This is a genomic window from Microbacterium sp. NPDC055665 (genome assembly GCF_053618035.1).
The window spans coordinates 516,747-529,941 of record NZ_JBSHGY010000002.1; the positions used below are offsets into that span (position 1 = coordinate 516,747).

The following is a 13,195-nucleotide window of genomic DNA, read 5'->3' on the forward strand; positions in this document are numbered from 1 at the left end:
CTCCGCCCTCGACGACGCCACCGTCACCGGCACCGGCACCGGCGGAACCGCGGCACCCACCACCCCCACCGGAGGCAACACCACCACCGGAGACGACGGCATCCTCGGCGGCACCCAGCTGGGACTGCCCGTGACGCTGCCGATCACGATCGGTGGGAACGCCATCTCGGTGGTCGGCGAGGCGACGGTGACCGGTCCGGGCACCGGTCCGGGGACCGACCCCGGTACTGATCCCGGAACGGACCCGGGAACCGACCCCGGGACCGACCCGGGAACCGACCCCGGCACGGACCCGGGAACTGACCCCGGCACGAACCCGGGCACGTCGTCCGGTGCCGCCACCGCCGCTTCTGGCGCGGTGACCGCCGGGCAGGCGGAAGGACTCGCCATGACCGGTGGAGCTCCCTCGGAAGGACTGATCGCTCTCGCCGCAGCCCCGCTCCTCCTCGGAGGCGCGGGACTCCTGCGACGCCGTCGGCTGATGGCGTAGCGAAGACGCCGGTGGTGCGGTCGTCCTCGGGGGAGGAGACCCCGCACCGCCGGTGCGCCGCCGCGTCCATCCCCACTCCGACGGGTCCCCAGCTCGTCGCTCGACGCCGGCGCCACAAGGGCGGATGCCCCGTGGACCCCACCACGGGGCATCCGTCGCGCCCTCCCCGCGGCCGCAGTCCGCTCGGAGAACAGCAGTTCCCTCGGCCTCTCTGCGGGAAAGTGGCCGAGGGAGCTGCGAATCTCCGACGGAACCGCCGGGCCCGACGGAGTGCCGGGCCCGGGAGCGCCCGGAACGGATCAGGGGATGTCGTCGACCTCGCCGTGCGGGATGATCGCGGCGCGGTACCGCTCGACGAGGTCACGCCAGCCGAAGCCCTCGGTGTACTCGTGCTCGTAGACCGCTTCGGTGAAGTGCCACAGCAGATAGGGGTGCGCTCCGAGCCCGTACAGCGCACCGTAGTCGCGGTTCACGAACGCCTCGCGCTCTTCGGGCGTCAGCATCCGGTCGTCGGTGACCGCGTCGGGCCCCGCTCCCCCGGCGAGCCAGGCGTGGACGAATCCCTCGGTGTCGGCGACGTAGGCGTCGACGTTCGCGGTGCTCATCTCGACAGCGCGGATGAACTTGTTCATCATGTACCGGCTCACGATGCGGCCCTCCACAGGAAGAACGGACTGGAGGCGAAGCGCGAAGTCGTCGCCTCCGCGAGCTCGGCCGGACGCCCCTGCATCGCGGCGAGCGCGGCCACGATGTTCACGTACTGATAGGTGACGTTGCCGGCCGCCATGATGCGGTCGTAGCGGCATCCGGCGATGGCTCCGTCGAGGTCGCCGTCGCGCATCCACCCCACCGCTTCGGCGTCGAACTCCGGGTCGGGCGAGCCGTTGAACGTGCGCGGCCCGCCGACATCCGTGGCCATGTGCCCCGAGGTGAGCAGTCCCACCCTGGCGTCGCTGTCCCAGGAATCGACCGCGGTGCGCAGGTGGTGTCCGAGAGCGGCGAAGCGTGCGGCGGTCGGCAGCGGCGGCAGGATCGAGTTCGCGTGGATCGGCACGATCGGCAGGTCGAGCTCGGGCCGCACGTACTGCAGCGGCAGCACGAAGCTGTGGTCGAGCCGCCACTCGTGCGAGACCGAGAAGTCGATCGTCTCGGGCAGCACCTCGCGGCCTGTGATCTGCGTCGCCAACTCCGGGTTGCCGGTCAGCTCGGCGAACTCCATGCCGAAGGTGCGCACCTCGTTCTCATAGGTGCCGTGGTACGACGCCGCCTTGCCGACGATGAACGCGGGCGAATTGTCGGAGAAGAACTGCCGCACGTGATCGGTGCCGAGCACGATGAGCGTGTCGACTCCGGCATCCGTGATCGCCTCGCGGATGCGGCGGAAGTTCGCCTCCACCTGCACGAGATCGTCGGGCATCGGCTCGCGCATCGCCCGCCACAGCAGCGGATTGTGCGGGGTCGCCGCGGCCATCACCAGTTCAGCCACGATCGGCTCCTTCCATCGCGCTCACAGCCGGAACAGCTTGCGTGCGTTGTCGAGCAGGATCTTCCGGCGCGACTCCTCCTTGAGCCCGAGCTCGTCGAACTCGGCCATCCAGCGGTCGGCGGTCATCACCGGCCAGTCCGACCCGAACAGCACCCGGTCGGAGATCAGCGAGTCGGCGTAGCGGACCACCTCGGGCGGCAGATACTTCGGCGCCCAGCCGGACAGGTCGAGGTACACGTTCGACTTGTGCCACACCATCGCCAGATTCTCGAGGTGCCACGGCCACGCCGGGTGCGCGCTGATGATGTTCAGCTCGGGGAACTCCGCGGCCACGTCGTCGATGTACGGCACGGGCCGCGCGTTCTCGAGCCGATACCCGCCGCCGCCGGGAGTGCCCGCACCGGCCCCGGGGAATCCGGAGTGGAACATGACCACGAGTCCGAGTTCGGCGCAGGTCTCCCAGATCGGGAAGAACCGCCGATCGTTCGCCAGGAACTTCTGCCGCGAAGGGTTGAGCTCGCCGACGCCCTTGATGCCGTATTCGGCGTGCATCCGACGGATCTCGGCGACCGCGGCCTCGCCCTTCCACGGGTCGATGCCGGCGAAGGCGAGGAACACGTCGGGGTGGTCCTGCTGCGCCTTGCCGAGGAGGTCGTTCGGTGCACCCTTGATGCCGCTCGTGGTCTCGGAGTCGGAGTTCACGATCACGGCCATCATCTTGCGGTCGCGGTACTGGTCGGCCTGCTCGGCGAACGACACGACCGGCCGCTCCCGCCCGAAGTGCGCCGACATCTGCGAGTGCCGCTGGCCCATCGCCGCGATGAACTCCTCGGTCTGCGGGTGGGTGTGGACGTCGATCGCGACGAGGTCGTCGATACCGGGCATCAGGCTGCCCCTTCCTTCGCTCGTGCGGGTTCGGGATCGGATCCGGACCGCAATCCGGTCAACGCTTCGGTGTCGGCGCCGAGCCCGGGCGCGTACCGCAGCTCCGGCCGACCGGAACGCTGGAATCGGATGCTGGGCACCGGCACGCGCAGAGCGCCGTCCGGCCCGTCGATCTCCTCCACCAGCCCCATGCTCGCGATCTGCGGATCGTCGAACAGGTCGCCCATCGTGTTCAACGGGCCGTGCGGGATGTCGTGCGCGGCGAGCCGGTCGAGCCAGTACTGGCGGGGCCTGGTGGCGGCGATCTCCTTGAGCACGACGTCGAGCTCGTCGTAGTTGCGCACGCGCCCCTCGCGGGTCGAGAAGCGGGGGTCGTCGGCGAGGTCGGACCGCTCGAGCACGTCGAGCAGGCCGGTCCAGAACTTCTCGGGCACCGACATGTGGATCACGAATGCCTTGTCGTCCGACCCGCGGCAGGCGTAGGCCTGCGCGCGGCGCGGGCGCGAGTCGGGCGAGGAGACCTGGCCGGTCTCGAGGAATGCCGACGCCGACTCGGTGAGGAAGTCGAGCAGCGCCCCCACCATCGTCACCTCGACGTGCTCCCCCACCCCGCTCACATCTCGGGCGTGGAGGGCGGCGAGCACGGCCTGCACGGCCGACATCCCCGACAGCAGATCGGAGAACGCCGGTCCGAGCGGACGGATGGTCGATGCCGGGACCACCTGGCTGTACATGCCGCCGGTGGCGGAGATGACGGTGTCGTACGCGGGCCGCTTCGCGGCGGGACCGGTCGGGCCGAACCCGGTGATCGAGCACGTGATCACCCGCGGGTTGCGGGCATGCAGCGCCTCGGGACCGAAGCCGAGCCGCTCGGCCACTCCGGGGCGGAAGTTGTCGAGCACGATGTCGGCGTCGTCTACCAGGCCGAACAGTGCAGCGAGCCCCTCGGCGCTCTTGAGGTCGAGCACCACCCCGCGCTTGCCCCGGTTGTAGGCGGCGAACTGCGGACTCATCGTCGCGCGGCCCTCCCAGCGGCGCATCGGGTCGCCCTCGGGCGACTCGACCTTGACGACGTCGGCCCCGAGGTCGGCGAGCAGCTTGGCGGCGAACGGGCCGGAGATGTACTGGCCCAGCTCGACCACGCGGATCCCGGCCAGCGCTCCCGCGCCGGGTGATGCAGAAATCGTCACTTCAGGTCTCCTCTTCGATACCGAGGGCGGTCAGCGCACATCGACGACGACCTTCCCGTCGCCCTTGCGGGGGAAATCGCGATACGCCGTGGCGATGTCGTCCAACGCGTAGCGGGTGCCGACGAGCGAGGGCAGCGCCCCCGACCCGGCGAGCGCGAGCGCTTCGGCCACGTCGGCGTAGCGCGCGCTGGCGACACCGAACAGCTGCTTGCGGCGCAGGTAGAAGTCGCGGGAGTCGATGCGCAGGTCGCTGTCGACGGATGCCGCGCAGAACACGGCCCTGCCGCCCCAGCGGAGCGCGGAGATCCCCGCGCTCAGGGTGGGGGCATGCCCGGACACGTCCAGCACGACATCGAAGCCCTCTCCCCCGTCGAGCGCCGTCGCCAGAGCGGCCGCATCCGTCGCGTGGATGATCTGCTCGTCGCCCAGCGGCGCGATCTCCCGGCGTGACGCGGCGACCACATCGGCGCCGCGGGCGAGGGCGATCGCCACCGCCGCACGTCCGAGTGTGCCGCCGGCGCCGGTGATCAGCACGCGGTCGCCTGCGGCGAGCGCGACGGTGCGGACGGCGTTGATGACGATGGACGCGCTGTGCACCACGGCGGTCGCCTGCGCGGCGTCGAGGCCGTGACGGTCGATCGCGTTACGGGCGGGGACGGTGACGAACTCGGCCGCTCCGCCGTCGCGGTGCACGCCGACGACGGTCTGTGCCGGGCAGTTCGCCTCGTCTGCGGCCAGGCAGTGCGCGCAGGTGCCGCACGCGATGTTCGGCTTGACGACGACGGTCTGGCCGATGCGCCTCGGGTCGACACCCGCCCCGACGGCGACGATCTCGCCCGCCGGGTCTATGCCGAGGATGCGCGGCAGCTGCGCCTGCGCCCCCGGCCCGATGCCGGCGATGACGTTGAGGTCGAGCTGATTCACGCCGACGGTGTCGACCCGCACGAGCACTTCGCCCTCCCCGGGCGTCGGCTCGGCCGCCTCCTGGACGGTCAGCCCGTCCAGGTCATGACGGCTCAGCACGGCGGCACGCATCTTCACCTCTTCATCGCGGGAATCTGTTTGGGATACTGTATCCAATTTTCATCACGGCCGTCTAGACCCTGTTCGAGCACGATATCCCGCAAACCGTGGACACGTGATCCCAAATTGGATACCGTATCCCAAAATCCGCGTGAGGCGCCCCACTCCACGGAGGAGTCGCACGCACTTGCCCGAATGGAGAGTCATGCGCACGACACGAAACAGACTCGGCATCGCCGTGGCCGGAGGAGCCGCAGCACTGACGCTGCTGGCCGCCTGCGCCGCGCCGACACCGACACCGGCAGAACCCGTCGACCTCGGCGACGGCGAACCCGGAGCCGCCGAAGACACCGACATCACGGTGGCCATCCCCTTCCCCGACATCACGATGTACTCGATGTTCACCCTCGCAAGCGACCTCGGCTACTACGAGGAGGAGGGCCTCACCGTCGAGGTCATCACCGCCGACAACGTCACGGCCGCGGTCGCCAGCGGCAGTGCCGACATCGGCGTCGAATCCACCGGCACCGTGATCGATGCCATCCGCGGCGGCGTCGAGATCGACCTGATTTCCGGCCACTACTGCCGGCAGAACTTCGACTTCGCGGTGCAGTCCGACGTGAAGAGCGTCGACGATCTGGACGGCACCTCGATCGTGCTCGCCGGTACTCCGGGTGACCCCGCCGAGTTCCAGCGGGCGCAGGTGCTGAAGGAGGAGGGCTGGGACGTCTCGTCGATCGACGCCGAGGTCGTCTACCCGGGGCCCGGATCGGAGTCGTGGACGGAGTTCTTCGTCAACGACAAGATCACGCTGCAGCCGTTCTACGCCGACGACCGCGCCGCCCTCGAGGAGCACGGCGCGAACATCGTGGTGGAGTCGCTGCGCAACTGGGCCAACGACGTGCAGATCGCCGGCACGAGGTGGGCGCAGGAGAACCCGAACAGCCTGGTCCGGTTCCTGCGGGCCACGCTCAAGGGCACCGACTTCATGACGGCGCCCGCGCCCGGCGAGTTCCCCGAGAACGCGGAGGAGGCGCTGGACATCTACGAGGCCAACGACTTCGACGTCGCGGAGCTGCGGGAGTCGGACAGCGTCTGGATCCTCGACGGTCACCTCGCCTGCCCGAACCTGTACTTCGACGGCGACGCGTGGGACACCACCATCGAGACCCAGAAGCTGGAGCCGTTGGAGTTCGACGACAGCCAGCTCGTCTACCTGTTCAAGGCGCAGGAGCTCCTGGGCCTCGACAACGAGGGCCCGGCGACGCTGACGTACCCCTGACGCCGCTGACTCACAAGAGAGGCCCCACCGTTGCGCATGGCGGTGGGGCCTCTTCTGTGTATAGACCAACCGATCGTTTTGATCGTTTGGTACTGTTAGTCCATGACTGATGTGCTGCCCGTCTCCGATGCCAAGCGCCAGCTCGGCGCGCTCGTCGATCGCGCCCACCTCATGCACGAGCCGGTGTTCCTCTCCCGCCGCGGACGCCGCGTCGTCGCCATCGTCGATGCAGATGAATTCGATCGCCTGCGGGAGCTCGCTGAGGACGCGGAGGACGCGGCCGCCGCCGTCGCCGCACGCCGCGAGGCTGAAGAAACCGAAGCGATCCCCGTACCGTGGGAGGAAGTGAAGGCGGAACTGGGGCTCGTGTGAGCTACCGGATCGACGTCGCTGCGCCGGCACAGCGGCAGTTGCGGAAGCTGGATCCGCAGGCCCGGCGTCGCGTGCAAGCGGCGATCGAACTCCTGGCCGAAGAGCCTCGACCGCCTGCGGCGAAGATGCTCATCAACAGCGATGGCGCGTGGCGCGTCCGCGTGGGCGACTACCGGGTGATCTACGACATCGAAGACGATCGTCTGGTCGTGCTCGTGCTCGCCGCCGGGCATCGCCGCGAGATCTATCGCTGAGCGAACAGCTCCATGACTCCGGCGGGATACAGTGGCACCGCCTCAGCGTCGTCATCGAAGCTGCGCCAGACGACGGGAACCATCACCTCCACCGCACGCCCCCACGCGCGAGGAGTCAGAACACGCCGCGTGCACGGGTGCGCCTACGGCGTGTCTTGACCCCTCAGGTGGGGGCAAAGACCCGACCCCCGTCGCGCATGAGACGGGGGTCGGGAGTCGGTGGGGCTCGGGCGGATGGTGCCGGTCAGCCGACGATCTTGCGCTCGTCGTACCAGGGCGCGAGCCGGCGGCGGAGCACGGAGATGAGCAGCAGCGTGAGGTTCGCGATGATCACCATCACCACGACCATCGCGATCGCCTCGTCCATGCGGAACTGATACGCCGCGAACTCGAGCAGGTGGCCGAGGCCGCCAGTGCCGCCGAGGAACTCTCCGAGCACCTCTCCCGTGAAGCCCAGAGCCGCACCGCGCTGGATGCCGGAGAGGCTGTACGGCAGCGTGGCGGGGAAGATCACCTTCCATCCGAGCCCGACCCCCTTCGCGCCGTACACCCGGGCCGCATTGACGAGCGACGGGTTCACGGTGACGGCGCCCTCCATCGTGTTCAGCAGGATCGGGAACACCGCCAGCAGGATCACGAGCGCGATCTTCGACTCGCTGCCGAGCCCGAGCCCGAGGATGAACAGCGGCGCGAGTGCGACCTTGGGCGTCGAATACAGCACCCACAGGAACGGCGCCACCATGAAGCGCAGCACCGGCGACCAGCCGACCGCGAGACCGACGACGACACCCACGACGATCGCGATCGCGAGGCCGATCAGGAGGTTGGTGACGCTGAACGCGAAGGCGCTCCAGAATTCCGGATCAACCATGAGCTGCCCGAACGCGACCGCCACCGCGGTCGGCGCGGGCAGGAAGGCCTCGGGGATCCAGTGGAACCAGCTGACGGCCGCCTCCCACAGGAGCAGCACGGCGGCGATCACCCCGATCAGCAGCAGCGTCCACTTGCCCTCACCGGAGCGCACCACTCGCCGCGGTCGCACGATGCGGACGGTTCCGGTTGCCGAGACGACGCTCATCGCTTGCCCTTCCTCGTCCAGGGTGCGACCCCGCGTTCGATGGCCGTGACCACCTGGGTCATGCCCACGCTCCACAGCACGACCACCGCGATCGCGGCGAAAGCCTGGTCGGTCTGATAGGTGTTCGAGGCGCGGATGATGAGCGCGCCCATGCCGCTGGACGAACCGGCGAGCTCGGCCACGACCATGCCGATCGTGGCGAGCACGACCGCCTGCCGCAGACCCGCGAACAGGAACGGCACCGTCGACGGCAGGTACACCGAGCGGTACAGCCGCATCCGTCCGGCGCCGTACACGCGGGCCGCGCGGATGATCGAGGGGTTCGTGGTGCGCATGCCCGCGGCGACGTTGAGCAGGATCGGGAAGATCGCACTGATCGTCACGAGGAAGATCACCGGACCGATCCCGAAGCCGAACCAGGCCTTCGCGAGCGGCTGATAGGCGATCGACGGGGTCGCGTAGATCGTCCAGGCGATCGGGCCGATCACCCGGTCGACCGGAAGCGAGGCGCCCATGAGAAGCCCGACGGGGATGCCGACGACCACCGCGAGCGCGAAACCGGTCAGCCACGCCTGCACCGAGATGCCGGCGTTGGCGGCGAGTGTGCCGTTCGCGACGATCTCGCCGAAGCCCTGTGCGATGGCGAGGGGCGGCGGGAGGAAGACCGGGCTGATCCACCCGAACACCCCGACCACCAGCTGCCAGAGCACGAGGAGGATGACGACCTCGATCGCGATGACCGCAGCCTTCCCCCGGGCGCTCAGACCCGCGAGCCAGGCGGCGACACCACCCCGGCCGAGGTTGGGACCGGTGGCGAGGAGTGCGGTCATTTCGACACCGCCGCCGCTGTGGCCTCACCTTCCAGCGCCTCCCAGAGGTGGTCGCGGAGTTCGAGGAAGCGCGGATCGTGCTGCACCGACCGCTCCGACCGAGGACGCGGGATGCCGGTGGTGATGATCTCCTTGATCGCGCCGGGGTGGCTCTTGAAGACGACGATGCGGTCGCCCAGGAGGATCGCCTCCTCGATGGAGTGCGTGATGAAGAGGACGGTCTTGCCCGTCGCCTCGATGAGCTTCTCGATCTCGTCGCGCATCACCTCGCGGGTAAGGGCGTCGACGGCGCCCAGCGGCTCGTCCATCAGCAGGATGCGCGGCTCGGCGACGAACGCGCGGGCGAGGCCGACGCGCTGCTGCATGCCACCGGAGAGCTCGCGGGGATATGACGACTCGAATCCCTTGAGCCCCACCATGTCGATGGCCTCCTGCACCTTCGCGCGCCAGTCGGCGGTGCGCAGGCCCTTCTGCATCTCGAGCCCGAACTTCACGTTGTCGAACACGGTGCGCCAAGGCAGCAACGCATAGTCCTGGAAGACGACGGCCCTGTCGGGTCCAGGGCCGTCGACCTGCTTCCCATCGACGAGCACCGAGCCGGTGCTCGGCGCGACGAGGCCGGCGATGACGTTCATGAACGTCGTCTTTCCGCACCCCGACGGGCCGAGCACCGTGATGAACTCGCCCTCGAACACGTCGAGGTCGACATCCTCGATCGCGATCAGCTTCTTTCCCGTCCGCGCGACGTCGTAGCTCACCGAGAGCCCGGTGACCGAGATCAGCGGTTCCGCTGAAGCTCGTGCGGTGTCGTTCACGTCAGTCATCGTCGACCTCTCGTCTCATCGCCGCGCGTCGGTGCGCGGCTTATCGCAGCTTAGGAAGCACCTCGGTGCCGAGGAGTTCGATCTGCTCGAAGAACCGATCGAACTTGAATCGGAAGTCGAACACCAGGTGCTCGGTGCCGACCTCCTCGAACCGCTTGATCTGCTCGACCGCCTCGTCGGGGCTGCCCACGATGAGCTGACCCTCCAGGTCCTCCACGGTCTCGAAGCTGCCGGACGGCGGCTTCACGGCGAACTTGGCCTTGTTCGCCCAGGCGAGAAGGCCCGGGATGTTCACGTGCTTCAGCGCCTCTTCGCGGGTGTCCTCGATCGAGGTGGGCGGGATGACGGCGATGGTCGGCATCGGACGGCCGTTCTCGTCGGTCATCTCGCGCATGGTCTGGATGCGCTTCTCCATCGTGAGCAGCCCCGTGCGTCCCGGCATCCATCCGTCGGCGAACTCCGCCGCGAGACGGGCCGAGCGCGGAGTCGCGCCGCAGTACCAGAACGGGATGCGTCCGCCGACGGGCTTGGGCTCGATCGTGACGTTCTCGAACTTGAAGATGCCGTCGTCGTAGGTGACGTCGTTCTCGGTGAACACCCGGCGCAGGATCTCGGCGTTCGAGCGCACCATCTCCACCCGATCGAGGTCGCCCCAGCCGATCGCGTCGAACTCGTGGTCGAACGTGCCGGCGCCGAAGCCGAGGATCAGGCGCGGGCCGAGCAGCTGCGTCATGGTGCCGGCCATCAGGGCTGTGACCAGCGGGTGACGGAACGGGATGAGCGATCCGGTGCCGAGCTCGATCTTGTCGGTGACGGCGCCGATGGCGGTGAGGGTCGTCAGCGCGTCGTAGAACGTGCGGTTCGGCTTCTCCATCTCGCCGTGCGGCTCGAACACCAGGTGGTCGCGCACCCAGACGGAGTCGAATCCGAAACTCTCGGCGAGCTTCGACCCCTCCAGGAGCTTCTCCTTGCTCGCCTCCTCGCCGAAGTGCGGCAGCAGCAGTCCGAATTTCATGTCAGTTCCCTTCCGCGGCGAATGCCGCCCTGTCTTCCGCCGATGCGGCGAGCTTTCCGAAAGTGCGATCGCCGACGACCTCGTCGCCGACGTAGACGTCGACACCGCGCACGAGGGTGCGCTGGATGCGGGCGCTGATCGTGCGCCCGTCGTAGGGGGTCCAGCCGATCTTCGACAGCACGCCGTCGTTCGTGATGGTCCACTCCTCGGCGAGGTCGGCGATGACGATGTCGGCATCCGCCCCGATCGTGAGCGAACCCTTGACGCCTTCGAGGCCGAACTTGGCGGCGGGGATGTGGGCGACCATGTCGATCGCGCGCTGCAGGTCGAGCTCGCCTTTGTTCACGGCGTCGAGCATGAGCTCGTAGTAGTACTGGATGCCGGGGGTGCCGGTGTGCGAGCTCCACATCTGCGTCCAGCCGACCTCCTTCTCCTCGCGGGTGTGCGGGGCGTGGTCGCTGGCGGCGATGTCGATCGTCCCGTCGCGCATGCCTTCCCACACGGCGGCACGGTTGTCGTCGGGCACCCAGTAGCTGAGCGCGTAGGGGCCGAGGGTCTCGACGTCGTTCCAGGTCGACAGGAACGGGGCCCAGTGGTTGACCTCGCAGGTCACGTCGATGCCGTTCTGCTTGGCGCGGCGCACGGCCTCGATCGAACGCCGGGTCTGGATGTGCGCGATGTGCACCGGGCAGCCCGAGGCCTCGGCGAGGCGCAGCACGACGTCGATCGCGGTGTCCCAGATCACTCCCTCGCGGGCGGCGTAGGCAGACGCGTAGCCCTCCGGGGTGTTCTCGCCGCGGGCGAGGTAGGCACCCTCGATGTAGTCCATGAGCGCCTGGTCGTGCGGGTGCACGATGAAGCGCTTGCCGGTCTGGGCGATGTGATCCATGATCTCGAGCAGGTGCCCGTGGTTGTGGATGCCGGTGCCGGAGGGGTGCGGGTAGTCGCGGCCGGTGTCGACGACCATGTAGATCTTGTACGCCCGGATGCCCATCTCGCTCATGCCGGCGATCTCGTCGAACTTGGTCGGTGCAGGGTTGTGGTTCCAGTCGACGATCGACGATTCCTCGTACCGGTGGAACACGTCGGTCAGGGTCGCGACGTCGGTGGTCGGCGGCTTGAGGTTCGGCATCCCGAACATCGTGGTGACGCCGCCGGCCGCGGCCTGCAGGCTCGTCGTGTAGATGTCGTCCTTGTGCTCGTAGCCGGGTTCGCGGGTGTGCACGTGCACGTCGACCATGCCGGGGAGCACGAGCTTGCCGGTGGCGTCGACCGTGCGCTCGGCGGTGATGTCGGTGCCGGCGGCCACGATGCCGGCGACCTTGCCGTCGGCGACGAGCAGGTCGGCGACGACCGGGCCTGCGGGGGTGACGACGGTGCCGCCGGTGATCTTCAGATCAACGCTCATGGCGCGACCTCCTGCTTCTGAACGGATTCGGTGGTGACGGACTCGCCGATCGCGGGCGACGGCGAAGAACGGTGGATGAGATGTGCCGGCCGCACGTACTGGTCGAACCAGCCGACGATCACCGGGGTGGTCTGCTCCCAGTACGCGTCGTACGCGGCGTAGTGGGTGGTGTGCCGCTGCATGATCAGCTGCTTCGGGCCGCGCGCGGCCTCGTACAGCGCCTCGGCGTGATCGGTCGGGGTGGTCGCGTCGCCCTCGACGCCGATCACGAGCAGCGGAGTGGTCAGGCGGGCCGCGGCCTCGATGGGCCGGTAGGCGATGATGCCCTCGGCGCACGCGAGCGGCACGGCGGTAGGGATGCGGTCGTCGACGTCGGCCTTGATCTTCGTGGCACGGCGTTCGGCCGTGGGGATCATGATCTCCTCGCGGGGGTGCACGATCCGCCCCTCCCCCGTGGTGACGCGCAGACGGCGGTCTTCGGCGAGGGAGTTCTGGAAGTCGAGCCATTCGTACTCGCTGCGCATGCGGTGCAGCCAGTCCTCGCCGTCGGCGACCGGCACCTGGCTGACCGCGGCCTTGATGCGCGGGTCGGCGTCGGCGAGGAGCACCGCGTTGCCGCCTCCCGTGCCGCCGGTGCCGAACACCCCGATCGCGTCGGCGATCACGTCGTCGCGGGTGGTGAGGTAGGTCACGGCGTTCACCAGGTCCTGCAACTGCCAGGCCGGAGAGAGGTAGCCGCGGTCGCCCTCGGAGTCGCCGAAGCCGCGGTAGTCGATCACGAGCACGGCGAAGCCGGCCTCGACGAGGGCCTCGTGGTAGCGGACGTAGAGCTTGGCGTCCTTGAGCCCGAGCCAGCCGGGCCCCTGCACGATCGCACGATACGGCCCCTCGTGGTCGGGGGTGCGCCACACGGCGGAGATGCGCTGACCCTCGCTGAAGTACGAGACGGGTGTGGTCTGCATGGGTTCCTCTCGGCTGAACGCGGCGTCGCGATCGGCGAACTGTGCCGCTGCGGTGGGGCGTTTCTCATCTTGACCTATTTTGGATCCAGAATCCAG

At 68.7% G+C, this 13,195-nt stretch carries 14 protein-coding genes and 1 pseudogene; 4 read left to right on the forward strand and 11 right to left on the reverse strand.

Going from position 1 to position 13,195, the window contains the following annotated elements; translation table 11 throughout:
* Window positions 1-490: pseudogene (locus ACWGO6_RS08185) on the forward strand (hypothetical protein); the annotation flags it as partial.
* 299 nt (window positions 491-789) lie between these two features.
* On the opposite strand, the gene ACWGO6_RS08190 reads toward ACWGO6_RS08185, so the two are convergent.
* Genes ACWGO6_RS08190 through ACWGO6_RS08210 form a run of 5 tightly spaced genes read right to left on the reverse strand, consistent with a single transcriptional unit; the run spans window position 790 to window position 5,086 of the window.
* Window positions 790-1,137: a hypothetical protein gene (locus ACWGO6_RS08190; protein WP_136042467.1), complete on the reverse strand. Its 348-nt coding sequence runs from the start codon at window positions 1,135-1,137 to the stop codon at window positions 790-792.
* Window positions 1,134-1,976, reverse strand: coding sequence for a DODA-type extradiol aromatic ring-opening family dioxygenase (locus ACWGO6_RS08195; protein ID WP_452326422.1), 843 nt, complete (start codon window positions 1,974-1,976; stop codon window positions 1,134-1,136). Before ACWGO6_RS08195 ends, ACWGO6_RS08190 begins: the two co-directional genes overlap by 4 nt.
* Window positions 1,977-1,997: 21 nt before the next feature.
* The gene (locus tag ACWGO6_RS08200) at window positions 1,998-2,861 is read right to left on the reverse strand and encodes an amidohydrolase family protein (RefSeq protein ID WP_105712145.1); all 864 of its coding nucleotides are present in this window, start codon (window positions 2,859-2,861) and stop codon (window positions 1,998-2,000) included.
* Window positions 2,861-4,051, reverse strand: a complete 1,191-nt coding sequence (locus ACWGO6_RS08205) for a CaiB/BaiF CoA transferase family protein (RefSeq protein ID WP_452326423.1) — start codon at window positions 4,049-4,051, stop codon at window positions 2,861-2,863. Before ACWGO6_RS08205 ends, ACWGO6_RS08200 begins: the two co-directional genes overlap by 1 nt.
* Before the next feature lie 30 nt (window positions 4,052-4,081).
* On the reverse strand, window positions 4,082-5,086 hold the full coding sequence (locus tag ACWGO6_RS08210) for an alcohol dehydrogenase catalytic domain-containing protein (RefSeq protein WP_136042470.1): 1,005 nt from the start codon (window positions 5,084-5,086) through the stop codon (window positions 4,082-4,084).
* Window positions 5,087-5,279: 193 nt separating this feature from the next.
* Between ACWGO6_RS08210 and ACWGO6_RS08215 the strand changes: the two genes are divergently transcribed.
* The 3 genes from ACWGO6_RS08215 (at window position 5,280) to ACWGO6_RS08225 (ending at window position 6,982) form a co-directional block, all read left to right on the forward strand.
* Entirely contained in the window at window positions 5,280-6,356 is a 1,077-nt protein-coding gene (locus ACWGO6_RS08215; RefSeq protein ID WP_452326424.1) for an ABC transporter substrate-binding protein, read from the forward strand.
* A gap of 102 nt (window positions 6,357-6,458) precedes the next feature.
* Window positions 6,459-6,728 (forward strand): type II toxin-antitoxin system Phd/YefM family antitoxin, encoded by a 270-nt coding sequence (locus tag ACWGO6_RS08220; protein WP_452326425.1) that lies wholly within the window; start codon window positions 6,459-6,461, stop codon window positions 6,726-6,728.
* Window positions 6,725-6,982 carry a type II toxin-antitoxin system RelE family toxin gene (locus tag ACWGO6_RS08225; protein WP_452326426.1) on the forward strand — a complete coding sequence of 86 codons (258 nt, stop codon included), beginning with the start codon at window positions 6,725-6,727 and terminating at the stop codon, window positions 6,980-6,982. The genes ACWGO6_RS08220 and ACWGO6_RS08225 overlap by 4 nt, the downstream gene beginning before the upstream one ends.
* A gap of 244 nt (window positions 6,983-7,226) precedes the next feature.
* On the opposite strand, the gene ACWGO6_RS08230 is transcribed toward ACWGO6_RS08225, so the two are convergent.
* Genes ACWGO6_RS08230 through ACWGO6_RS08255 form a run of 6 tightly spaced genes read right to left on the reverse strand, consistent with a single transcriptional unit; the run spans window position 7,227 to window position 13,099 of the window.
* Window positions 7,227-8,060: an ABC transporter permease gene (locus ACWGO6_RS08230; RefSeq protein WP_452326427.1), complete on the reverse strand. Its 834-nt coding sequence runs from the start codon at window positions 8,058-8,060 to the stop codon at window positions 7,227-7,229.
* On the reverse strand, window positions 8,057-8,890 hold the full coding sequence (locus ACWGO6_RS08235; RefSeq protein WP_452326428.1) for an ABC transporter permease: 834 nt from the start codon (window positions 8,888-8,890) through the stop codon (window positions 8,057-8,059). Before ACWGO6_RS08235 ends, ACWGO6_RS08230 begins: the two co-directional genes overlap by 4 nt.
* The gene (locus ACWGO6_RS08240) at window positions 8,887-9,714 is read right to left on the reverse strand and encodes an ABC transporter ATP-binding protein (protein WP_452326429.1); all 828 of its coding nucleotides are present in this window, start codon (window positions 9,712-9,714) and stop codon (window positions 8,887-8,889) included. The genes ACWGO6_RS08235 and ACWGO6_RS08240 overlap by 4 nt, the downstream gene beginning before the upstream one ends.
* A 40-nt stretch (window positions 9,715-9,754) precedes the next feature.
* On the reverse strand, window positions 9,755-10,729 hold the full coding sequence (locus tag ACWGO6_RS08245; protein ID WP_452326430.1) for an LLM class flavin-dependent oxidoreductase: 975 nt from the start codon (window positions 10,727-10,729) through the stop codon (window positions 9,755-9,757).
* Between the two features lies 1 nt (window position 10,730).
* On the reverse strand, window positions 10,731-12,137 hold the full coding sequence (locus ACWGO6_RS08250; protein ID WP_136042477.1) for a dihydroorotase: 1,407 nt from the start codon (window positions 12,135-12,137) through the stop codon (window positions 10,731-10,733).
* Window positions 12,134-13,099 (reverse strand): alpha/beta hydrolase, encoded by a 966-nt coding sequence (locus tag ACWGO6_RS08255; protein WP_452326431.1) that lies wholly within the window; start codon window positions 13,097-13,099, stop codon window positions 12,134-12,136. Before ACWGO6_RS08255 ends, ACWGO6_RS08250 begins: the two co-directional genes overlap by 4 nt.
* Window positions 13,100-13,195 lie beyond the last annotated feature (96 nt).